Source organism: Polaribacter butkevichii, assembly GCF_038024105.1.
GTDB classification, from domain to species: domain Bacteria; phylum Bacteroidota; class Bacteroidia; order Flavobacteriales; family Flavobacteriaceae; genus Polaribacter; species Polaribacter butkevichii.
Genome location: NZ_CP150661.1, coordinates 2,037,028 through 2,060,123 on the forward strand (window position 1 = coordinate 2,037,028; position 23,096 = coordinate 2,060,123).

The 23,096-nt window shown below is 29.1% G+C and carries 21 protein-coding genes; 19 read left to right on the forward strand and 2 right to left on the reverse strand.

Going from position 1 to position 23,096, the window contains the following annotated elements; all coding sequences use genetic code 11:
* Nucleotides 1-72: 72 nt before the first annotated feature.
* The 14 genes from WG951_RS08595 (at nt 73) to WG951_RS08660 (ending at nt 16,311) form a co-directional block, all read left to right on the forward strand.
* A complete protein-coding gene (locus WG951_RS08595) occupies nt 73-744 on the forward strand; it encodes a hypothetical protein (RefSeq protein WP_146105306.1) in 672 nt (223 codons plus the stop codon).
* Between the two features lie 148 nt (nt 745-892).
* Nucleotides 893-1,696 carry a hypothetical protein gene (locus tag WG951_RS08600; RefSeq protein ID WP_105050193.1) on the forward strand — a complete coding sequence of 268 codons (804 nt, stop codon included), beginning with the start codon at nt 893-895 and terminating at the stop codon, nt 1,694-1,696.
* Nucleotides 1,697-1,859: 163 nt separating this feature from the next.
* The gene (locus WG951_RS08605; RefSeq protein WP_340915792.1) at nt 1,860-2,366 is read left to right on the forward strand and encodes a hypothetical protein; all 507 of its coding nucleotides are present in this window, start codon (nt 1,860-1,862) and stop codon (nt 2,364-2,366) included.
* 174 nt (nt 2,367-2,540) lie between these two features.
* Complete coding sequence (locus WG951_RS08610) at nt 2,541-3,134, forward strand: hypothetical protein (RefSeq protein WP_340915794.1); 594 nt, start codon at nt 2,541-2,543, stop codon at nt 3,132-3,134.
* A gap of 757 nt (nt 3,135-3,891) precedes the next feature.
* Nucleotides 3,892-4,758 (forward strand): hypothetical protein, encoded by an 867-nt coding sequence (locus tag WG951_RS08615; protein ID WP_245893546.1) that lies wholly within the window; start codon nt 3,892-3,894, stop codon nt 4,756-4,758.
* 8 nt (nt 4,759-4,766) lie between these two features.
* The gene (locus WG951_RS08620) at nt 4,767-5,948 is read left to right on the forward strand and encodes an AAA family ATPase (RefSeq protein WP_105050187.1); all 1,182 of its coding nucleotides are present in this window, start codon (nt 4,767-4,769) and stop codon (nt 5,946-5,948) included.
* A 619-nt stretch (nt 5,949-6,567) separates the two neighbouring features.
* A complete protein-coding gene (locus tag WG951_RS08625) occupies nt 6,568-7,293 on the forward strand; it encodes a DUF6843 domain-containing protein (RefSeq protein ID WP_105050186.1) in 726 nt (241 codons plus the stop codon).
* Between the two features lie 158 nt (nt 7,294-7,451).
* Nucleotides 7,452-8,180: a DUF4145 domain-containing protein gene (locus WG951_RS08630; protein ID WP_105050185.1), complete on the forward strand. Its 729-nt coding sequence runs from the start codon at nt 7,452-7,454 to the stop codon at nt 8,178-8,180.
* 3 nt (nt 8,181-8,183) lie between these two features.
* Nucleotides 8,184-8,459: a hypothetical protein gene (locus tag WG951_RS08635; protein ID WP_105050184.1), complete on the forward strand. Its 276-nt coding sequence runs from the start codon at nt 8,184-8,186 to the stop codon at nt 8,457-8,459.
* A gap of 173 nt (nt 8,460-8,632) precedes the next feature.
* Nucleotides 8,633-10,279 (forward strand): hypothetical protein, encoded by a 1,647-nt coding sequence (locus tag WG951_RS08640; RefSeq protein ID WP_105050183.1) that lies wholly within the window; start codon nt 8,633-8,635, stop codon nt 10,277-10,279.
* Nucleotides 10,280-10,440: 161 nt separating this feature from the next.
* Nucleotides 10,441-10,899: a hypothetical protein gene (locus WG951_RS08645; protein WP_105050182.1), complete on the forward strand. Its 459-nt coding sequence runs from the start codon at nt 10,441-10,443 to the stop codon at nt 10,897-10,899.
* A 2,452-nt stretch (nt 10,900-13,351) separates the two neighbouring features.
* Nucleotides 13,352-13,765: a hypothetical protein gene (locus tag WG951_RS08650; RefSeq protein ID WP_105050181.1), complete on the forward strand. Its 414-nt coding sequence runs from the start codon at nt 13,352-13,354 to the stop codon at nt 13,763-13,765.
* A gap of 377 nt (nt 13,766-14,142) precedes the next feature.
* Nucleotides 14,143-15,570: a sulfatase gene (locus WG951_RS08655; protein WP_105050180.1), complete on the forward strand. Its 1,428-nt coding sequence runs from the start codon at nt 14,143-14,145 to the stop codon at nt 15,568-15,570.
* A 168-nt stretch (nt 15,571-15,738) separates the two neighbouring features.
* Entirely contained in the window at nt 15,739-16,311 is a 573-nt protein-coding gene (locus WG951_RS08660; RefSeq protein WP_146105304.1) for a WG repeat-containing protein, read from the forward strand.
* A 171-nt stretch (nt 16,312-16,482) separates the two neighbouring features.
* Here the strand turns inward: WG951_RS08660 and WG951_RS08665 are convergent, their stop codons facing one another.
* Nucleotides 16,483-17,475, reverse strand: coding sequence for an IS110 family transposase (locus WG951_RS08665; RefSeq protein WP_340914023.1), 993 nt, complete (start codon nt 17,473-17,475; stop codon nt 16,483-16,485).
* 274 nt (nt 17,476-17,749) lie between these two features.
* Here WG951_RS08665 and WG951_RS08670 point away from each other — a divergent pair, with 274 nt between their 5' ends.
* The 3 genes from WG951_RS08670 (at nt 17,750) to WG951_RS08680 (ending at nt 20,355) form a co-directional block, all read left to right on the forward strand.
* A complete protein-coding gene (locus WG951_RS08670; RefSeq protein ID WP_105050178.1) occupies nt 17,750-18,190 on the forward strand; it encodes a helix-turn-helix domain-containing protein in 441 nt (146 codons plus the stop codon).
* Entirely contained in the window at nt 18,154-19,002 is an 849-nt protein-coding gene (locus WG951_RS08675) for an IS3 family transposase (protein WP_245893561.1), read from the forward strand. The genes WG951_RS08670 and WG951_RS08675 overlap by 37 nt, the downstream gene beginning before the upstream one ends.
* A 135-nt stretch (nt 19,003-19,137) precedes the next feature.
* Nucleotides 19,138-20,355, forward strand: a complete 1,218-nt coding sequence (locus WG951_RS08680; RefSeq protein ID WP_105050176.1) for an autotransporter outer membrane beta-barrel domain-containing protein — start codon at nt 19,138-19,140, stop codon at nt 20,353-20,355.
* Nucleotides 20,356-20,778: 423 nt separating this feature from the next.
* Here the strand turns inward: WG951_RS08680 and WG951_RS08685 are convergent, their stop codons facing one another.
* Entirely contained in the window at nt 20,779-21,195 is a 417-nt protein-coding gene (locus WG951_RS08685; RefSeq protein WP_105050175.1) for an Lrp/AsnC family transcriptional regulator, read from the reverse strand.
* Between the two features lie 188 nt (nt 21,196-21,383).
* Here WG951_RS08685 and WG951_RS08690 point away from each other — a divergent pair, with 188 nt between their 5' ends.
* Both WG951_RS08690 and WG951_RS08695 read left to right on the forward strand, forming a co-directional pair.
* Nucleotides 21,384-22,616, forward strand: a complete 1,233-nt coding sequence (locus WG951_RS08690) for a pyridoxal phosphate-dependent aminotransferase (protein WP_105050174.1) — start codon at nt 21,384-21,386, stop codon at nt 22,614-22,616.
* Complete coding sequence (locus WG951_RS08695; RefSeq protein ID WP_105050173.1) at nt 22,613-23,053, forward strand: RidA family protein; 441 nt, start codon at nt 22,613-22,615, stop codon at nt 23,051-23,053. Before WG951_RS08690 ends, WG951_RS08695 begins: the two co-directional genes overlap by 4 nt.
* The last annotated feature ends 43 nt before the right edge of the window (nt 23,054-23,096 follow it).

Here is a 23,096-nt window from a genome sequence, read left to right on the forward strand (position 1 = left end):
TTCGTGTTTTATTTACTAAATTCACTGATTAAACCACGCAACAAAGCTTATACAACAACGTTAGCATACATTATGAAAAAAATTACGTTCTTATTAATATTCATCTGTTCATTTGCAAATGGACAAAATATCAAAGAACTCTATACCGAAAAATTTGAAAGCGATTGGAAAGTGTACGAAGATGAAAACTATGTAAAAAAATTTATCGACACAACTGTTATTTACAAACTTAAGAGTGGCAGAAGTCCTGAACAAGAATTATTATATAAAGCAAAAGAAAACCTCAAAAAAAGAGCTGAAAAAATTTCTCAAATATTTTCGAATTTAAAACTGAACTTAAAGGAATTTGACTCTCTTGTTTTTATAGAACAGCGTTCGACCAATGTAAACCTTGAATATGATTTTGTAAAAAAAGGAGCGATAATCACTAAAGATAGTATTTATGGGTTTACGTATGACCTAAATAAAGAAAAAGTAGAAATTGAAAAATATGATTATTTTAAAAGCTCAGAAAACGAAACAATAAGTCAAGCCAAACAAATTATCGGAAATTTAATATTATCTGCTAAAACAAATTATTTAGACACAATTGCAAAAGTGGAATCTGATATGTTTGCTGGTCCTTTAAAAGATGTAAGACCAGAAACCGAATTTGAAATTTTGATTTACAATAAGAGGAAAGCTAACGAATTAAGACGGATTTATTTACACGAAACATTTGTTCGAATAATGAATCAAAAATAACGTATGCTAACACCGTGTAAAAAAAATTGCTTAATTTTAGCTTAATCAAAGTTAGTCGCATTTTTGTAAACTCCTATTTTCCTGCGGAAAATAGCCGTTCACTTTAAACGCAACTTTCCTTAACACAACAACGTTACCACACATTTGAATGAACATCGAAAACAGAACTAAATTAGAGGAATGGCTCGACCAAAATTATTGGTTCGAAGACGGATTTATATCTGAAATTAATGATTCAAAAAACGGACTTGAAATTGTAGTCGGATATCAAACAGTTGGAACATATGTCGCAGGAGAAAAACAAGAATTAAAAGAGTTTAGTTTAAAACCAATCGGACTTACGAATTGGACTTATAAAAAAGAACAATTCTCACCAACAAAAGAATCTTGTATTAACAGAATTGACTTAACGGAAAGAGGAATTGGTTTAAAATTCGATACAGAAAGTGTGTTTGAATTGAATTGTGAATCAATAGAAATTAGCGAACCGAAAATCACTCAAACCTATACAAAACCTTGGATTAGTAACCGTGAGATTTATATCACAGCAACCGAAAAGGAAGTTCCAACAGCCAAATATTGGATTGAACAATTTGAAAAAAACGGAATTGAAACAGGTTTTAGATATTTTGAGAGCGAACTTATTCAATCCGAAAAAGTTCCATATCCAGATTATAGTGGATATTTTATACAAATTCTAAATAAAATAAGTGAAACTCAAAAAGGTCTGTTCTTCAAATTTGTCGGAATTGAAAAAGGCGAATTAAGAATCGGATTTGAAAATGGAGATGAAAATAAAGAGTTGTTTAAAATCGTTCAATTAATAGTTTCAAATTGGAAAAACACAACAATTAATTCTGGAAATGTAAAATTTCTTGGAAAGGAATTTAAAGAGTTTTTAGAAAACGGAATATATCCTGAACGAATTGAAAAGATAAAAAACGTGTGGTAACACCGTATATAATTTATTGCTGGCTTCTCGCCTACTTACGAAAGTCCTCTCGGACTTTCTTGGTCGGTAATTATTTACTAAATTAGTTGCTTGAAACACGCAACAAACCATATACAAACACGTTGGCAAACATTTTGACCAAACCCAAAACTGAAAGAAAAAATTGAAAGCTGAATTTATTTACCAACCTACTTCTGGAGAATATGAAGAGAAAACTTTTGACTTAAATACAGTTTGGAAAAGTCAAATTTGGAGTTGGACAAAATTCACAACAAAAGACGGAATTGAATGGATTGGAGCTTTTCGTGGAGAACCAAAGAAAACTGTAATTGCGGAAAAAATAAATCAAGTGGCTGTTTTGACAAGTGATGGACTTTATATATTGGATATTGACAAAAGAGAAACTCTCTTTTTTGACCAACAAACTGAATTTAGAGAATTAGCCGAATTACCAACAAAGGACAAATTCATTATTGCGGATTATGACCAAATTGGAATTATTGACAAAGATTTTAAAACAAAATATCTAAATCTCGATTTCGGAATTGACAATATTGTGTTTAGAAATTATATCGGAACGAAATTGAGAATTAATTTTGAGAAACTACCTGATTATGATATAATAGATGGAGTTTTGAATACTGAAAACTGGAAAATTGAGACGGAATAAAAAACGATTTGCCAACACCGTGTATAATTAATTGCTTTGGCAAGTGCTTATTTGGAAAATTCCTTCGGAATTTTCTCGCGTTCGTTTTTGTTTACTAAATTAGTTGCTTAAACACGCAACTAACCATACACAATCACGTTGGCTGTAATTAAAAACCGAAATCAAAATTAACATATGAAATTAAAAAGAAATTTATTTACAATTCTATTTTTGACAATTAGTGCAATTGGAATTGCGCAAGATTATAAAAATGAACTGAAAAAGGAATTTAATGATTATTTGAGTACAATTGTAAATATGGAATTTGAAAAATCTATGGAATATATTGTTCCTGAATTTTTTGAAATTATTCCGAAATCGCAAATGATTAAGGTTATGAAAATGACTTTTAACAATCCAGATATGGAATTTGAAATAAAAAATCCAAAAATCTTGAAAGTTAATGACAAAAAGGAAATTGAAAAGAAATATTATTCACTTCTGACTTATTCAAATCAAATGAATATGAAAATAAAAGGAGAAGAAGGAGAAACAAAAGACGAAAAAACAACGAGAATAAACTTGACTAAATTGTCATTGGAAAGCACTTTTGGTTCTGAAAATGTCGTTTATAACGAAAAAACTGATTTTTTTGAAATTCAGTCTCAAAAAGACGTTTATGCAATTTCTGAAAGTGGAGAAAAAAACTGGAAATTTTTAGTAATTGAAAAGAAACAGAAGATGATTTTGGAAAAATTACTACCAAAAGAATTGAGTGAAAAAATATAAAAAAACTACAGCCAACACCATATATAATTTATTGCTAGCTTTTTGCTTACTTACGAAAATCCTCGCGGATTTTCTTTGTTAGTAATTATTTACTAAATTAAGTGCTTAAACCACGCAACAAACCATATATAAATACGTTGCCAAAAATTGTCCAGAACCACTCAAACCGTTGGAAAAAAAACAATAAAACTCTTGAATTTTAAAATGTTAGACACTCTCTCGCGAGTCAAAAATTTAGTTTTTTATAAAAATTAAAAAGGTTGAAAATATATAGATTCTTAAAACAAAGTTTGTGGAATTTTTACTCAAACTCAAAATTTTAAAAGGCGGAGAAATCTCGTTTTTCAAGAATAAAGGAAACCACTCAAATGTTGAATTTCCAATTATTGCGGAATGAAAATCTTGGCGGAATTATCTCTCAAACGTAAAATTTGAAAATTAGGAAAGATCTCGTAAGTCAAAACATGAAAAAACACTCAATTGTTGAATTCCAAATATTGCGGAATTGAAAATATTGGCGGAATTATCTCTTGAACGCTAAATCTCGAAAATAATAACCAAAATAGGAAAAACAAAAAACAAATTTAGGCAACACCGTGTAAAAAAAATTGCTTAATTTTAGCTTAATAAAAATTAGTCGCATTTATATAAACTTCTATTTTCCTTCGGAAAATAGCCGTTCATTTTAATCGCAACTTTTCATAACACAACAACGTTGTGTGTAATGCACAGAAACAACAGTAATAACAATTAAATTATGATTTTCAACATATATTACATCAATTTCCCAAAGGTTTACGAAATCAAAATGATGTTAAGTAATGTTATTGCTTTAAGTCGTGAAAAACAGTCTGACAGTAGTGATGGAAAAGAGGTCGATTATAGAGGTAAACTAGGAATTAATTTTCTAAATTTCTTCAATATTGCAGGAGCATCGATTGAAGGCGAAGCTGGACGAAAAAATTTTAATTCAGATTCTCAAAAAGTTCTTGAAACTTTTGAAATTAAAACTACAAAATCAGTAATTTTAAGTGAAATAATTGAAAAAAGTCAATCCGTAAATAGTTTTACAGACTTGAAAGAAGGCAGTTTAATTAAGCTTGACAATGTCAATCTTTCTTTAGAAAATGAACCCGAATTAAGAACAGTAAAACTGTTCACAAGTGGTTCTTTTAAAGGAATGAATATTCCAGGAGCTAATGGTTTTGATATTAATAATTTATTCAACTCTATGTTCAAAGATTATTCATATAAAATGAAAGGAATACTTGAAAATAGTAATGACGAACTATTAGTTAAAATACCTCTAACATTTGAAAGTGAATTTGAAAGTTCTTATAGCGTTGATGATTTATTTATTGGAAAGGTTTCAATCGTAGGTCTATATAAAGGAAAAATAAAAGTTGATTCATTAAAAAACTCTTTCGAATTCTTTCAAGAGTTAGGAACTATGCAAAATATGGCTACCAACAATAATGACGAAACAAAAGAAATTCAAGACAGCCAATATACAACCCAAAATAAGGATTCTAATTTGATATTTGCTAGCTCAAAAGATGGAAACAAAGAATTCCATTATATTGATTTACTTGCTATAATTCAAAATGTTGATATCCCAAAATAATTGATTAGATGGATAGACAACTTTTATTTTTTGATAAAAACTATTTTGCCTTTTACAAAAAACTAAAAAAAGAACAAGGCAAAGAAATAATAAGTATCTCTGATGGTTTACATAATTTTAATAAAATTGATGAACTAGATGAATATTCTCAAATAGTTGATATTTCTTCTCTAGCTGGACTTGAAAAACTACAATACAACGCTGAATTAGTAATTCCAAAATATCCTTATGACACCATTTTTATTGCCGATAAAAACCATAAGGAGCTATTTGAATTTAATTTAAGGTATTTGTTTGACAGTTTTTTAGATATCGACGTAGTAGAAGATATTGAAATAGAATATAATCAAGTTGACGGCACAATAAAATCAAATGTTTTAAAGCATAAAAAAATTATAGATTTAGATTCAGATGATATAAATAAATTTTCAAAAACATTCGCCAAACAAATATATGGACACGAAAAATTTAAAGATGATTTTTCAGAACTAATAAGGAATTTTGGTGTTTTTAATAAGTTAGGAGAACACAAAATTTTATCTCTTTTTTTAATGGGAGATTCAGGTGTTGGTAAGACAGAAGTTGCAAGAGCAATCCACAAATCCCTTGGAGGAAAAAAGAAGATTGCTAAAATTAATTTTGGAAATTATAGTAGCGATAATTCCTTAAATTCACTTATCGGAAGTCCTAGAGGTTATATTGGAAGTGATGAAGGAGAAATATTTATAAGAGTAAAGGAATCTGATACTGGTTTAATTCTAATTGACGAGTTTGAAAAATCAAATTCAATGCTTTTCAACTATTTTTTGGATGTTTTAGAAAACGGAAAAATGGTAAGCTCTATGGCAGAAGAAATTGACCTAAATGGCTTTATAATAATTTTCACATCTAACATAAGTAAAGAAGATTTTCCAAAGAGAATATCACCTGAATTAAGGTCAAGATTTGATTACAAAGGCTACTTTATGCCATTATTTTATAGTGACAAAAAGAAATTTGTGGAGTTTCGTATAAAAAACATAATTGAAAAGTTTAATGAAAATTACGAGGTTGACCTTCCTAGGAATATAACAAACGATATCCTGAATAGAATCAATGTAAGTAATTTTAAAAATATGCGAGATTTGAACAAAAACATAAAAGATACTTTTGTAAAATATGTGATGGAAGTATTAATAACGAAAGGATAGAAAAGCACTACACACAACACCGTATATAATTTATTGCTTGGTTCTAGCCTACTTACGAAAATCCTCGCGGATTTTCTATTCGGTTTTTATTTGTTAACTTAGTTGCTTAACCACGCAACAAACCATATACAAACACGTTGGCAAAAACTGGTGAATCGAGCCGAATACAAGTCGTTTAATAAAGTATAATTTTGGCTTTTTTTTTAGTTTGTAAATCGGAATTCTGAAAAAAGTTAAACACTCTCTCGCGAATTAAAATTTTGAAAAATCGGAGAGTTTTCTAAATTTTACAAAAAAGGAAAACACTCAAACGCTGAAAACCAAAGTTGCGGAATTTTTACTCGGAATTTAATTTATCAAGTTTGCGGAATTGGAAATGCCTGAAAAATGGAATTTAATGAAATTACTACTTGTAAATTAAAAATAACGTGAATATTAAACGAAATATGAAAATGGAAATAAAATAACGCATTTGCCAACACCTTGTATAAAAAATTGCTAAATTTGGCTTAATCAAAGGTTTGTTGCATTTCTGTCAACTCCTATTTTCCTTCGGAAAATAGCCGTCGACTTAAAACGCAACTTTCCATACAAAACAACGTTGGGCACAATATAAAAAATGAACGTTAAGACAAGTAACATTTTATTTTACAGTGGAATTTCTTTACTTGCAATCGGAGCATTTGGATTGACATTTGCTGCGTTTTTTGTAATAATTGGATTGCCAATTTTTGTGATTGGAATTGTACTAATTTTAATTTCAAAAAAAACTTGGAAACAAAAATTAATTCCTATTGGTCTTTTTATTGTCGGAATAATTGCATTTTGGCCAATTTGGAGAAACATTAATACTGTTGGACCAGAAACATTCTTAATACCGAATGACTATAGAGGAAGAGTCAATATAATTCACAAAAAAGATTGCGGAATCTTACTCGAAAAAACGGAAAACGGACTGATTTATGAAATTCCAAATGACGGAATTTTACTGTTGAGTAATGACCAAAAATATGGCTTTATTGACCATAAATATTACTTAATTGACCAAAACGGAAAGAAAACTGAATTACCGAAAATGGATGTCAGAGATTTTAACGAAGAATGGACAACCGAGAAAAATCCTAATGAACCACCAAGAGACAAACTCGGAGTTTTTTATTGCGGACGAACAGGAAGTTCGGGAATTATAAGGGACGAAAATGGAATTGTGACAAATGAAGATGAACAATATAAATTTACAGAGTTTTACTTATCAACTTATAGTGACTTGACAGAAAAGTTTAATTTCAAATATGAACGGAAATTTGACTCAATAAGAGATATTAAAGTAAAAAAATGCAAATAAATACTGTGCCCAACACCTTGTATAAAAAATTGCTATATTTAGCTAAACTAAAACTTGTTGCTTTTTTGCCAACTTCTGAATTTCCTACGGAAATTCCTCGTTCACAAAAATCGCAACTTTCCATACAAAACAACGTTGTAACACATTAAAAATAAACATTGAGATTTAACAGAAAAATATGGCTGAATTGGAAAACAAAAAAACCTTGTCCAACTTGTGAAACAGGTGTTTTGTTATCTAATAATAAAGCCAATCAATTACGGAATGAAACGAATAAATCCGAAGAAATGAATTCATATGGAGGATATCATTATTCAGATTATGTCTTTTCAATTCACTATGAATGTTCTGAATGTAAAGAAACTGTTGTAGCTTCTGGAGAAATGTCTGAGGAAAATTATCCTTCAGATGAAGAAATTGGAATCCAAAGAAGTTTTATGCCAGTTTCCTTTTATCCAGCACCTAAAATTATATCAATTCCAAAATCTTGTCCAAAGTCTGTTTCAAATGTCTTAAATAAATCATTCGGCTTATATTGGATGGATTTAAGTTCTTGTGCCAATAAAATAAGAATTGTTGTAGAAGTACTTTTAGATGAATTAAACGTTCCTAAACAGCATCAAACTAAAAAAGGACTTAAGGACACTCAATTACACCAAAGAATTGAAGTTTATGAAAAAACGAATCAAGAAGTTGGAGGTTTTTTGCTGGCAATCAAATGGATTGGAAATGCAGGAAGTCATTATGCTGATATAACAAAAGAAAACATTTTAGATGCCTACGAACTTTTAGAATATTCGTTAGAACAACTTTTTACAGATAAAAAAGATGCTTTAGTAAAACTAAGAGACGAAATCAATCAAACTAAAAAACCTCGTAAAAAATAAAATATGAAAATTAAAATATTTTTATATGGTCAAGAATATAATGAAAAACCACCTACTCCAAGCGGAATTAAAACACGAATTGGAAATCTAACAAATAAACATATTTATGCTCTGAACAAACTTGAAATAGAAGCTGAAGTGACTATTAAGTTTTCTTCAGAAGATGGAAGAAAAGCCACAAAAGAAGAAATGGAATTTTTAGTAGAGGCAGAAAATAAAGCAGATAAAGATGAAATTTGGAATACTATAATAAAAACAGAAAATAATATAACAGAATAAAACGTGTTACAACACCGTATATAATTTATTGCTGGCTTCTTGCCTACTTGCGAAAGTCCTCGCGGACTTTCTTGGTCGGTAATTATTTACTAAATTAGTTGCTTGAAACACGCAACAAACCATATACAACAACGTTGTATGCCATTATAACCAAGATCCGATAATATACCAAGATGATACCTAAACCACAACTTATACTAGGATATAATGAATTTTTTAGTGAAGAAGTTCCTGAAAATAGATTAGACATTATCAGTTTTATAGATAAAAAAAGTTTAATTGCAGAATTTACAGGACTTAACTATAGACTTAAACCTAAAAATCGACTGTTTTATGATAAAACTTTGGAGTCTCAAAGTAAGGAATTAAAATACTTCTGTCCTATAGATGAAAACCTATATAATGATTATTTAAAGGTTACAGAAAAATATTCAAATAGTAGTACTGATTTCCCCCTTATTTTTACTCGACGAACTTGTCTATATGCCTTAGAAGAAATTATTTCCTCAGATATACCTATCAACGATAAGTTTGTAATGAGAAAGGTAGAGGTTTGGGATGCCTTATTTAGATATATTCTATTAATAAATTCTACAATAACTGAAATCGAAGACGATAAATCAAAAGAATCTATTGTAGATTTTGAAACATTAAACTCGAAATCTATTCCATTAAATGAATCTATTATTGATTCAGAACCAATGTATATTGCTTATAGAGGTTACCATTTACTTAACTATTTAGATAACACAGATCATTTCAAAGGATTAGTCTCTGAATATATCAAAGAAAAATATAATTTAGAACCTAACAAGTTTATTTTTGAAATTTTAAGTATGTTCATTGCTAATAATTCTTCCAAAGAAATGTTAGATTTTCACTATTCGCTAAACCCAAAAGATCATCGTTCAATTTTATTCGAAGAATTATCAGAAAAAATGGAAACAAATGATTTTCATAAACTATTAAATATTAGAAAAAATCCATTTTATAAATTTGATAAAAGCACATACGTATTAACTGATAATATTTTTTTATTAGAAAAAACATACTCTCAGTTTATAAATGATTTTTGGTTTGAGAAAATAAAAATTAATATTTCAAAAGAAAATAAAAAAACATATAATATAGCAAACTTTAGGTCAAATGTTGGATATTTTTTTGAAAATTATGTTGATAGTATAATTAAATATTCGTTTCAAAAAGCTAGTAAGTTTAAAATAAAACTTTTTGAAGATCTAGAAAAATCTGGTAAAGAATTCTCTGATATTTATATCAGAAATAAAAACAAAATAATACTAGGAGAGGTAAAATCTACAGGTTTATATGATGCAGAAAAATATTCTCTAGATATTGATAGTTTTTATAAAGGAAATCGAAATTTATTTTTTAAAAATTTCGGTATTAATCAAGTTGTAGAATCTATAAAAAATTTTAGAACGGAAATTAACAAGTTTGATAATCAAATTAGTAGTAAAGGCTATTATATAATATATCCAATAATTGTTTTCAATGAAAAAGCTCTTCAAACTCCATTAATGTCAATTATATTTCAAAAAAGATTTGAAGAATTAATTACTGACTACAAAGATAGAAAGCTGAAGATAAAACCACTATCTATTATTCATATTAGTGACTTAGAGCGTATGGAAGGCTATATAAATAAAAATCCTCAAAAAATATTTGAGATATTAAATAAACATTGCTACAATTTAGATTTTATACCTCCTTTCAATATAACATTGAATATTATGAATTTAAAAATTGATTATAAAAAACCCAAAGCTCTTTTTAAAAAATTAATAAGTAAATATAAATAAAACGGCATACAACACCGTATATAATTTATTGCTGGTTTATCGCCTACTTACAAAAGTCCTCGCTGTCTTTCTTGGTCGGTAATTATTTACTAAATCAGTTGCTTAAACCACGCAACAAACCATATACAACAACGTTGTGCAACATAAACCGAAATACGAAAATGAATAAAAAATTGACTTTATTATTTTCAATTATTATACTATTAAGCTGTAATGGAATTAAAAAGGAAAGGAATATTGATGGAAACTGGTATTCGAGTAGTTTAATAAAACTTGAAAATGGAGAAATTGACTATGCAGAAATTTTTATAAAGAACGATACTGTTCATATTTGCTCGGAATATGTCTTAATGATGTTTCCAAGAAATATAATTTTGGAAAAAGATTCACTATTCTTCTTTTCAAAAATGGACTCTAATTTCAAAGGAAATATCTTAACGCAAACAAAAAACAGTTTTGAATTAGGTATAGATAATGAACATAAAAGAATCTATTATAAATTAGAAAACGTAAAGAATCTTGAAAGTTTAATCAACGAAGAAATAACAGAGAAAGAATTCTATTTTGAATTTAATGAACGGAGAATTAACAGATATGAAAAGTTAGGAATTAAAAATTAAATAAAATTACGTTGCACAACAACGTGTAATAAAAATTGCTTAATTTTAGCTTAACCAAAAGTTGTTGCTTTTTTACTCACTTCTATTTTCCTGCGGAAAATAGCCGTTCATAAAAATCGCAACTTTCAATACACAAACACGTTGGCAAAAACTCGGGAAAGGCGCCGAAATAAAGTCTGTTTTATAAATTTACTTCTTGCTTTTCCTCTCTTTTCGAAACCCAATTTCGGAAAATGTAGAAATTTAAAATTTATGGAACAGTCTCTCGCTCGTGAAATTTTGTAAAAATTGGAGAGTTTGAAAAATTTAATAAAATGGAATTTACTCAAACCCTGAAAATCCAAAATTGTGGAATTTTCACTCAAGCCTTGAATTTAGCAAGTTTGCGGAATTTAGCAAAATACGGAAAAACAAAATGGTGGAATTCTTACTCAAACTCTGAATTTATAAAGTTTACGGAATTCTCACTCAGAGTTTGAATTTTGAAAAAAAAGAAAATTATGAAAAAGTTGAACGAAATAAAAAAATCACGCATTTGCCAACAACTTGTATAAAAAATTGCTACTTTTAGCTTAAACAAAGGCTGTTGCATTTTTGTAAACTTCTGAATTTCCGTTGGAAATTCCTCGTTCACAAAAATCGCAACTTTCCATACAAAAATACGTTGCCAAAAATTGTCCAGAACCACTCAAACTGTTCGAAAAAAAACAATAAAACTCTTGAATTTTAAAATGTTAGACACTCTCTCGCGAGTCAAAAATTTAGTTTTTTATAAACATTAAAAAGGTTGAAAATATAGAGATTCTTAAAACAAAGTTTGTGGAATTTTTACTCAAACTTAAAATTTAAAAAAGGCGGAGAAATCTCGTTTTTTAAGAATAAAAGAAACCACTCAAATGTTGAATTTCCAATTATTGCGGAATGAAAATCTTTGCGGAATTTTCACTCAAACTCAAAATTTGAACATTAGGAAAGATCTCGTAAGTCAAAACATGAAAAAACACTCAATTGTTGAATTCCAAATATTGCGGAATTAAAAATATTGGCGGAATTATCTCTTGAACGCTAAATCTCGAAAATAATAACCAAAATAGGAAAAACAAAAAACAACTTTAGGCAACACCGTGTAAAAAAAATTGCTTAATTTTAGCTTAATAAAAATTAGTCGCATTTATATAAACTTCTATTTTCCTTCGGAAAATAGCCGTTCATTTTAATCGCAACTTTTCATAACACAACAACGTTGCCAAAAATTGTCCAGAACCACTCAAACCGTTGGAAAAAAAACAATAAAACTCTTGGATTTTAAAATGTTAGACACTCTCTCGCGAGTCAAAAATTTAGTTTTTTATAAAAATTAAAAAGGGTGAAAATATAGAGATTCTTAAAACAAAGTTTGTGGAATTTTTACTCAAACTTAAAATTTAAAAGGCGGAGAAATCTCGCTTTTTAAGAATAAAAGAAACCACTCAAATGTTGAATTTCCAATTATTGCGGAATGAAAATCTTTGCGGAACTTTCACTCAAACGCAAAATTTAAAAATTAGGAAAGATCTTGTAAGTCAAAACATGAAAAAAACACTCAAATGTTGAATTACCAATATTGCGGAATTGAAAATGTTGGCGGAATTGTCACTCGAACGCTAAATCTTGAAAATAATAACCAAAATCGGAAAACAAAAAACAACTTTAGGCAACAACGTGTAAAAAAAATTGCTTAATTTTAGCTTAATAAAAATTAGTGGCTTTTTAATAAACTTCTATTTTCCTTCGGAAAATAGCCGTTCACTTTAATCGCAACTTTTCATAACACAACAACGTTGCCAAAAATTGTCCAGAACCACTCAAACCGTTGGAAAAAAAACAATAAAACTCTTGAATTTTGAAATGTTAGACACTCTCTCGCGAGTCAAAAATTTAGTTTTTTATAAAAATTAAAAAGGTTGAAAATATATAGATTCTTAAAACAAAGTTTGTGGAATTTTTACTCAAACTCAAAATTTTAAAAGGCGGAGAAATCTCGTTTTTCAAGAATAAAGGAAACCACTCAAATGTTGAATTTCCAATTATTGCGGAATGAAAATCTTGGCGGAATTATCACTCAAACGCAAAATTTGAAAATTAGGAAAGATCTCGTAAGTCAAAACTTGAAAAAACACTCAAATGTTGAATTCCAAATATTGCGGAATTAAAAATATTGGCGGAATTATCTCTTGAACGCTAAATCTCGAAAATAATAACCAAAATAGGAAAAACAAAAAACAACTTTAGGCAACACCGTGTAAAAAAAATTGCTTAATTTTAGCTTAATAAAAATTAGTCGCATTTATATAAACTTCTATTTTCCTACGGAAAATAGCCGTTCATTTTAATCGCAACTTTTCATAACACAACAACGTTGCAAGTAATAGGTGGAATGAATTACAGAATTCTCCATTCACTAAGATAAAATATGAAAAAAAAAATATTACTTCTGAGTATTGGAATATATATCATTTCTTTAACTCAAAAAAGTTATTGTACAAGTGGAGGAACTTGTGAGTATTTTTCCGGTTTATTAAACTTAATATTTGGTTGGATTGGTGTATTTAAGTTTCACTTACCTGCTTTTCCTTGGATTGCTAACCTAATACTTTTAATATCTTGGAAAACATTTTATAAGAATACAAATATTTCATTTATTCTGAGTATTTTAACTTTTCTTACTATGCTTTCATTTTTATTTGTAGATGAAATTATTGTAAATGATGGAAGTACGAAATCAAAAGTTATTTTTTATGGCTTTGGTTACTGGATGTGGCTAGTCAGCTCATTTATTATGCTAATAGGAAACCTTATTATATATAAAAAAGAGAAATTAATCTAAGAATAGAACACTCTCTTGCTAATAAAATTTAATAAAGTATTATAATTTTGGAAGACGGAATTTATTCAAAGCGAGAAAATCAAAATTAGAAATAAAATCAGTACAAATTCTGTCATTAACCTGAATTAGTCAGTTTATAGAGAAACTAAAATTGCGGAATATTTACTCAATCTCTGAATTTCTAAAAATGGGAAAAATAAATTGTAATATAAAAAAGCTACTACTTGCAACACCGTATAAACTTTATTGCTAGTTTTTGCTCACTTGGGAAATTCCTTCGGAATTTCGCCGTTCGTGTTTTATTTAGTAAATTCACTGCTTAAACAACGCAACAAAGCTTATACAACAACGTTGTGCATCATTTAAAAAAAGAGAATATGAGATTTTGTGTAGATAAATATAAAAATAAGAGGTTAATAATAGTCATTTCTATTATTCTGGTTTTATCAGTTAGTTCTTGTAGCATTAGATTAACAGATAAAAATAGGACTAAGCCCAACATAGTCATTATAAACATTGATGACATGGGTTGGAAAGATGTTGGTTTTATGGGAAGTGAATATTACGAAACACCTAATATTGATGCGCTCTCTACCAAAGGTATGGTATTTACCAATGGTTATGCTGCATCAGCAAACTGCGCACCAAGTAGAGCCTGTTTAATGACTGGAATGTGGACCCCACGTCATGGAATATATACGGTGAATTCTTCTGAAAGAGGACAAGCTAAAGACCGTAAATTAATTCCAACAAAAAACACAAACCTCTTAGCTTCAAAATTCACTGTAATTCCTGAAGTCTTAAAAAGTAATGGGTATACTACCTGTCATGCAGGTAAGTGGCACTTGAGTCATAACCCACTTGAAGATGGTTTTGATATAAATATAGGTGGTAGTCATGCAGGCCTTCCAAAAAGTTACTACCCGCCTTATAAAAACGTGAATATTGCTAATGGGAAAAGTGAATATTTAACTGATTTGGTTATGGAAAAGGCTATAGAATTTGTTGATAATATTGCTTCTCCATTCTTTTTATACTATTCTCCCTATGCAGTACATACCCCTATAATGCCAATAGATAGCTTGTTACCTAAATATAAGAATAAGGCACCTTGGAATGGTCAAAAAAACTATGAGTATGCTACCATGGTAGATAATCTAGATAGAAATATTGGGGTGCTTATCAAAAAATTAAAAGACAAAAATATTTTTGATAATACTTTGATTGTATTTACTTCAGATAACGGAGGTTTGTATGGAATAACCAAACAAAAACCTTTACGAGCAGGAAAGGGGAGTTATTACGAAGGCGGTATTCGAGAGCCCTTTTTCTTTGTTTATAATAACAAAATTAAACCGAATACAAAGAGCGATGTACCAATAACCAATCTCGATATCTTTCCAACTATTTTGAATTATGCTGGTATTGAGAATACCCAACTGGAATTAGATGGAGATAATATCTCTTCGGTGCTAGAAGGAAAAACGGAAACACTAGAACGCCCATTATTTTGGCATTTCCCAATCTATTTGGAGGCTTATAATAGAAAAGACAACGAAAACAGAGACCCTTTATTTAGAACAAGGCCTGGTTCTGTGATACGCAAAGGCAATTGGAAAATGCATTACTATTTTGAAGATGATGCCATTGAATTATTTAACTTGTCTGAAGATATTGGAGAGCAAAACAACTTAGCAGAAGTCAAGCCTGAAAAGGTAGAAGAACTTTTAAAGGATTTACAAAAATGGTGGAAAGATACTAATGCCCCAATTCCTACAAAGTTGAATCCTAAATATAGAGATTGACAAAAAACGAATGCACAACACGCGGTATAAAACATTGGGGTTTAGGTGGTTATTCAAACATTCTACCACGCATCAAGTTCGGTGTAACTCGAAAGGAAAGTAGCCCGCAATCCCCAACGATTTCATACCGCAATTCGTTGTGGTGCATTTCTCACTCGAACCCAAAAAATGAAGGAAATAATAATTATAGTCTTGACTTTATCATTTTTTTCTTGTTCACAAAGATTCAAACCAAGGACAAATGAAAATGAATATTTTGAGCTAACTGAATTAAATACAAAAGACACATTATTTAGAATTTCGAAAAATCAATTTTATGAAATGGGAGATGATTTTGCTTTTGTAAATCGGAAAGGAGATACTATAATTACGTCTGAAAAAATATACTACACATTTAAAGATACAATCACAACATTCGGAATTGTTCTTAAAAAAGAAACTTATGATTTAATTGGAATAAATCGGAAAGGACAAAGAATTTTTGAAGTCTATATGTACGACAATGGACCTGATTATATTTCCGAAGGTTTATTCAGAATCAAAAAAAACGGAAAAATCGGTTTTGCAAATGAAAATGGAGAAATTATAATTAAACCTCAATTTGAATGTGCTTCAAGCTTTGAAAACGGAATTGCTACAGTAACTTATGATTGTTATTTATATTATGATTTAGATAACCATTTACGATCTAAAAGCGAAAGTTGGTTTAAAATTGATAAAACTGGAAAAAGAATTGAATAAAAAAACGACACCACAACACCGTGTATAAAAAATTGCTTAATTTTAGCTTAACCAAAAGTTTGTTGCATTTTTATAAACTTTGATTTTCCTGCGGAAAATCTGCCGTTCATAAAACCGCAACTTTTTATAACACGTATTCCAAGATCAAATCCTAATAAAATTTAGTTTTTTTTAAGCCATATGATTTTGAAGTACAACATAGGGCGTTCCTCTTTTAACAACCGCAAATGCTCTTGCTATTAGTTTATTTCTCACATTGTTTATCGCTAACATTTTATCTTTTCCTTCTGCTAATTTTTTTTGATAATATAACTTTAGTTCACTATCATGTTGTATAGCAGAAACACTTGCCATACTCAACAAACTTTTCATTTTTCTATCTCCTAAATAATGACACTGTTTTCGCCTATGAATACTGGTTCCAGAGCTATGTTCAAAAGGTGCGGTTCCACAATAACTAGAGAACGATCGCCAGCTTTTAAACCTCGTAAAATTACCTGTATGATAAATAAGTTGACAAGCAACAACAAAGCCAATTCCTCTCATGCTTCTAAGTAATTCGTAGTTTTTACTCATAGAAATATCGTCAAAAATTATTTCTTCAATTCTAATTTCTATTGCCTTGACTTGTTTTGTGAGATAGTCAATACTTCGTTTTAAACTGATACAACCTAAATCTGTTGTAGAGCTTGTTAAAAGTACTTTCATCTCTTTTAAAGTACCTTTTAAACCTGAATTATTTCTAACCAACTGATCTCTTAAAGCTAACAATCTACCCAACTCTAAATGAGCGCTACTTTTAACAGTACTTGGAGTTAATTCCTCCCGGTAAAGCCAACCATACCTAGCAATTACCTGAGCATCTAACTTATCAGTTTTTTCTTTTACAATGCCAGATGAACGTTTAATTTTTAACGGACTCTCCTCTACGTAAATAACTTTTTTACTGTGTAAATAAAGTGCCAACTTTAAGGAATAATAACCGGTATTCTCAAAACAATAAAAAACAGCACTCTCTTTTGTTGCTTTTAAAACCCATTTTATTAGGCTTTTGTAACCAGTTAAATCGTTCTTAAACTCTTTGTGTACTTGGGCATGATAACAATAAGCATCAATCGTCTTTTTTGACACATCAATTCCTACTACTTCTTGGTAATTTTTCATATTTTTACAATTAGAATGATTAAATATGTTGCAAAAACTACTTCCTTTATCGGGGTTTTATACGCCTGGTATTCCAAATGGTTCTTTGCAACTTTATAGAAACAGAGGACTCGTACGTGTAAGGGACCTTCAAATCTAAAACACGTTATAGTTCTCCTCTGTTACTACATAAAGATATTTAATACAAACTAAAGAAACACGTTGGCAATAATATGAACAATGAAGCGTCCTGAAATAGGTTGACTAAAAATTAAACATTTAATTATAGTCACTTATGAAAACACAAAAAGAACACTGGCGAAAAAAAAGCTATCAAAAAGCAACACTTGAACTCAAATTATCTGTCGTTGACCAAATTCAAAATGGCCAGATTTCTACTAACTTTGCTTCCAAAAAATATGACGTTCCTAGAACTACAATTGGGTATTGGATCAAAAAATATAGTACTTTAGTCCAACAAAACGCAGGTATGAGTAAACTAGACGAAATTAAAAAACTAAAGGAACGTATTGAAGAACTGGAGTTTGTAAAGGACTTTCAGCAAGATATTATTGCTGATATGGAAATCATTACTGGCGTCGATTTGTCAAAAAAGTCGCTACCCAAAACATTAGCAAAAGAGATAGAACTAAAGAAGAAAAAAATTTTAAAAGAAAATGGCTCTATCAATGTTTTGGGATTAGTAAACAAGCCTTTTACAAAAGAGAAAAAGTAAAACAAACTAAAGCGATAAACGACACTAAAATAATTACGATGGTCAAAGAATATCGTAAAAAAGTAAGCTCCAGAACTGGGGGTAAAAAACTCTATAAAGAACTTAAAAATCAGTTGATAGAACAAAGAATTAAAATCGGTAGAGATAAGTTTTTTGATGTATTAAGACTGCATAATTTACTCGTCCCTAAACTCAAAAACTACATAACTACCACAAACTCTAATCATCTATTTAAAAAATATAAAAACCTCATTCAAAACAAAATACCTACTAGACCCGAACAACTTTGGGTAAGCGATATTACATACATTAAAACAGAAAAAGGACACAACTATTTAGCAATTGTAACCGATGCATACTCTAAGAAAATTATGGGATATAAATTAGATGACCATATGAGGGTATCACTCTGTAAAGATGCTTTAAAAATGGCTTTAAAAAACAGAAAATATCCATCAAAAAAATTGATTCATCATTCTGATAGAGGTATGCAATACTGTTGCCCTGAATATACCCAGTTTGCTGAAAATAATGGAATAACAATGAGCATGACAGAGCAATATGACACATATGAAAACGCTATTGCTGAGAGAATCAATAGAACTTTGAAATATGAATACGGACTTAGAAACTGTCTTAAAAACACTCATATTGCTCAAAAATCAGCTAAACAAGCTGTAGATATTTACAATAATTTAAGAACACATTTTAGCCTAGACTTAAGAAAACCAGCAGAAGTACATTTAAATCCAAACATCAAATACAAATCGTATCGAAAAAATAATGTAAATTTGACGGAACTTACAATTTAAAAACAAACATAGTTCAAAATATTTTTTGCCTTCTAAACGGCTAAAAAAATAGTTTGAACGGTATAAATTAACCTAAAAAAAGGTCAACCTATATAAGCATAATACATAAGTTAGAAAATAATAATTAAAAATTACATGAAAAAGAATCTAATTACTCTATATATCTTAATTTTAACTTTTAATTGCTACTCTCAAATAAAGTTTGAAAAAGGCTTTTATGTAAATAATGATGGGCAAAAAACAGAATGTCTAATTAAGAATATTGATTGGATGAATAATCCAACTGAATTTCAAATTAAATTATCTAAAAATAATAATGTTAAAACAATTACAATAGATAACATAAAAGAAGTAACAATTTATAATGTATCAAAACACATTAGAGAAAATGTAAAACTTGATAAGTCCTCGGAAAACTTGCAGCATTTAAGTCACGATAGAAATCCTATATTTAGTGATGAACTTTTATTTTTAAAAGTATTAGTTGAGGGGAAAGCATGCTTATACTATTTTGAAAACGAAAATTCAAAACGATTTTTTTATAAAAAAAATAACTCTAAAATTGAGCCGCTTGTTTTCAAAAGTTATTTACTAGCTGATAATTCAGCAAAAAAAAATAACAATAAATTCAGACAGCAATTATGGATTAATTTACAATCTGAAAACATTTCAAAAAATGATATTGAAAAGATTAATTATAATAAGAGAGATTTGGTTAATTTATTTGTTAAATACAATAACTTGGAAATAGTTAATTTTTACAAAAAGAAACAAAAGGATTTATTTAACTTAAATATTAGGCCTAGCATTAATAATTCTTCATTAACACTAGAACATTCTAACTCTATTTATGGTGATACCAATTTTAATAATAAATTAAACTTTGGACTTGGAATTGAAGCTGAGTTTATTTTACCATTCAATAAAAATAAATGGGCTATCATAGTAGAACCAACATATCAATATTTTATATCTAAAAAAATAATCGAAACCAACAATGTTTCTGGAGGAAAACTTATTATAAATTCAGATTATAAATCCATTGACATTCCTATTGGACTTAGACATTATTTTTATGTTAATGAAAATTCAAAAATTTTTATTAATTTTTCTTTTATAGTTGATCTTAATTTAAACTCATCAATTGAACTATCTAGATTAGATGGCTCAAATTTAAATACATTTAATATTCAGACAGCTAGAAACACAGCTATAGGTTTAGGTTATAAGTTTAATGAAAAATATAGTATAGAATTGAGATATCATACAAATAGAAAACTTTTAAACAAATATAATTTCTGGAGTTCTGATTATAAGAATCTATCTATAATATTTGGATATTCAATATTTTAAAACAATCCACAACAATGCGCATAAAAAATTGCTAAATACAATAAAATATAATGTTCCAAACCGAATCAAAACAAAAAATTGTGGAGTAGAATAAAAAATAAAAACTTTGTTTTTTTAATTCTTACTAATTTGGACACTTCAATTGCTATTTCTAAATTATAATTATTAGAAGTAGTACTAGTAGATTATTTTAAGCTTACCAAACATAAGTTAAAATAAGGAGTTCTTTATTTCTATTTTACACAGAATTAAATACGATTCCAGAAGAATTAAAAGCCCTTAAATTAAGCTCTAAAGACTTTTTTACAGAGTCTACAGTGCAAGATTTTCCAATCCGTGGTAAGTTTCTCATCTACTCTTATCTTTAAGATTTTTAGTTTTATATTAATACACTAGCCTAGGTGTTATAAATTTAAAATTGACTTATTCTGATATTTCAGAAAGAATTAAAAATGTATTTGTATCTCCAAACTGCATTAATTTATCTAGCAGTTTTTGTAAACATATTTGATTTTCTACAACAACTTTTAAATGAATATTTTGATTTCCTGTAATGCGATGAGCTACTGTAATTTCAGGAAATTCATTAACTTTATCAATTACATATTTCAACTTTCCAGGAAAAACTTTTAATAAAATGAATGCTTCTAAGTCAAAGCCCAGCATTTTATTGTTTATTTGAATATCATATTTTTTAATAACACCTTCTTCTTCTAGTTTTTGTACACGCTCTCTAACTGAAGATGGAGATAAATTTATTTTTCTTCCTAGATCTGCAAATGATAAGCGAGAATTTTCTTTTAAAATATCCAATATTTTTTTATCTGTATTATCTACCATTGAATCGTTAGTTTTTTATTGTATTTCTGTTTTTTAAACGGTAAATATATTAAAAATAACAACTAATCAATTTTAAAGCATAGGTAGTAGGTTGTATTTTTGATGTATTATTAATAATAATATCAATATTTTATATATTCAACAAGTAAAAAAGCAAAATACATTAATTAAAAGACAAATGCTGCGATATGATTGCGAATTTAAAAACTACAGTGTTAGATGAGAAATTTAAAGCACTTGAGGCTGAAAATGCTCCAGGTCAAGAAGTAAGACAAGACTTAAGTCTACTTGACAATGTAATGAAAGGTAAGAAACTCGATGGAATACCTGTTGATTTTTCTCATGGTAATGTGGATGCGTTTCCTCCAACTCCAAATTCTGAAAATTATTGGTTAAATGGCTTTAAACAAGGAGGAGCTCAAGCTTACACAGAGTATAGAGGTGCTTTTGATATAAGAAAAACTTTAGCAAAACACCTTGGAGACTTTACAAAGAAGCCAGTACTAGCTGATAGTGAGTTAATTTTAACACCTGGAACGCAAGGCGCATTATTTTTGGCTCTTGGTGCAACTGTAGCTACTGGAACTAAAGTAGCTGTTGTTGAGCCTGATTATTTTGCTAATAGAAAATTAGTTAAGTTTTTTGGAGGAGAAGTAGTACCCGTTACACTGCGCTATTTAGAGTCGCCTTCTAAAAGTGGTCTCGATCTTAATGAGCTAGAAATGGCTTTTAAAAATGATACTAAAGTTTTAGTTTTCTCTACACCTAACAACCCTACAGGGTTAGTATATTCAAAAGAAGTAATAGACAAAATAGCTGTTTTGGCCAACAATTATAAGGTTACTGTAATTGTAGATCAATTATATTCAAGAATGTTGTATAGTGGTGAGACATACACGCACTTGCGTTCTTGTAAAGTACAGCCAGAAAATCTTATTACAATAATGGGACCTTCTAAAACAGAATCTTTAAGTGGATATCGCCTTGGAGCCGCTTTTGGAACATCAAGTATAATTGATAGAATGGAACGCCTGCAAGCTATTGTTTCTTTAAGAGCGGCAGGTTATAATCAAGCTGTTTTTAAAACTTGGTTTAACGAACCTGATGGTTGGTTGGAGGATAGAATTAACCAACATGAAGCTATACGGGATGAGTTGCTCAAGATTTTTAGGGATGCAAATCTTCAAACAGCAACACCTCAAGCAGGAAGTTACTTGTTTCCTAAATTACCAGCATTAAGTGTCGATTTAAATATGTTTGTTCGCCTGTTAAGATATCAAGCACATATAACTGTTACGCCTGCATCAGAATTTGCGCCTCATTTAAACGATAGTATTAGGCTTAATTTTTCACAAGACCATGATGCAGCAGTTGAAGCAGCAAAACGAATTGTAAAAATGGTTGAAATATATTCTTTATGAAAGAAGTAAATAAAAATCCAATACCACAAGGTAAGTATATTCCAGCTGTAAGGCATGCTGATGTTATATATACATCGGGCATGACACCTCGAAAAGATGGTGTATTACTTTATTCTGGTGAAATAAAAGCTTCGGTTCCTGTAGATGCATACAGGGAAGCTGTAGAGCTAGCGACACTAAATGCGATGGGAGCTGCTCTTAATTGTTTAGAATTGAATGAAAAAATAGCTTCAGTGTTACAAATGAATATTTTTTTAAATACAGAAGCAGGATTTACAGCTCATTCAAAAATAGCAGATTTTGCATCAGAGATTGTTATAGATGTTTTGGGAATTAAAAGTATTGGAAGCCGCGCAGCAATAGGTGTAGCATCTTTACCCTCTAATGCCTCAGTTGAAATAACATTAGTTTGTAGTGTTAATAAGGTTTTTAAATAAAATTAATAAATCATTAATTAAACCATTGAATCCTTTTTATTAA

Coding starts and splice junctions, on each gene's coding strand:
- WG951_RS08595 (WP_146105306.1), top strand. CDS start 73: ATGAAAAAAATTACGTTCTTATTAATATTCATCTGTTCATTTGCAAAT.
- WG951_RS08600 (WP_105050193.1), top strand. CDS start 893: ATGAACATCGAAAACAGAACTAAATTAGAGGAATGGCTCGACCAAAAT.
- WG951_RS08610 (WP_340915794.1), top strand. CDS start 2,541: ATGAAATTAAAAAGAAATTTATTTACAATTCTATTTTTGACAATTAGT.
- WG951_RS08615 (WP_245893546.1), top strand. CDS start 3,892: ATGATTTTCAACATATATTACATCAATTTCCCAAAGGTTTACGAAATC.
- WG951_RS08620 (WP_105050187.1), top strand. CDS start 4,767: ATGGATAGACAACTTTTATTTTTTGATAAAAACTATTTTGCCTTTTAC.
- WG951_RS08625 (WP_105050186.1), top strand. CDS start 6,568: ATGAACGTTAAGACAAGTAACATTTTATTTTACAGTGGAATTTCTTTA.
- WG951_RS08635 (WP_105050184.1), top strand. CDS start 8,184: ATGAAAATTAAAATATTTTTATATGGTCAAGAATATAATGAAAAACCA.
- WG951_RS08640 (WP_105050183.1), top strand. CDS start 8,633: ATGATACCTAAACCACAACTTATACTAGGATATAATGAATTTTTTAGT.
- WG951_RS08645 (WP_105050182.1), top strand. CDS start 10,441: ATGAATAAAAAATTGACTTTATTATTTTCAATTATTATACTATTAAGC.
- WG951_RS08650 (WP_105050181.1), top strand. CDS start 13,352: ATGAAAAAAAAAATATTACTTCTGAGTATTGGAATATATATCATTTCT.
- WG951_RS08655 (WP_105050180.1), top strand. CDS start 14,143: ATGAGATTTTGTGTAGATAAATATAAAAATAAGAGGTTAATAATAGTC.
- WG951_RS08660 (WP_146105304.1), top strand. CDS start 15,739: ATGAAGGAAATAATAATTATAGTCTTGACTTTATCATTTTTTTCTTGT.
- WG951_RS08665 (WP_340914023.1), bottom strand. CDS start 17,475: ATGAAAAATTACCAAGAAGTAGTAGGAATTGATGTGTCAAAAAAGACG.
- WG951_RS08670 (WP_105050178.1), top strand. CDS start 17,750: ATGAAAACACAAAAAGAACACTGGCGAAAAAAAAGCTATCAAAAAGCA.
- WG951_RS08680 (WP_105050176.1), top strand. CDS start 19,138: ATGAAAAAGAATCTAATTACTCTATATATCTTAATTTTAACTTTTAAT.
- WG951_RS08685 (WP_105050175.1), bottom strand. CDS start 21,195: ATGGTAGATAATACAGATAAAAAAATATTGGATATTTTAAAAGAAAAT.
- WG951_RS08690 (WP_105050174.1), top strand. CDS start 21,384: ATGATTGCGAATTTAAAAACTACAGTGTTAGATGAGAAATTTAAAGCA.
- WG951_RS08695 (WP_105050173.1), top strand. CDS start 22,613: ATGAAAGAAGTAAATAAAAATCCAATACCACAAGGTAAGTATATTCCA.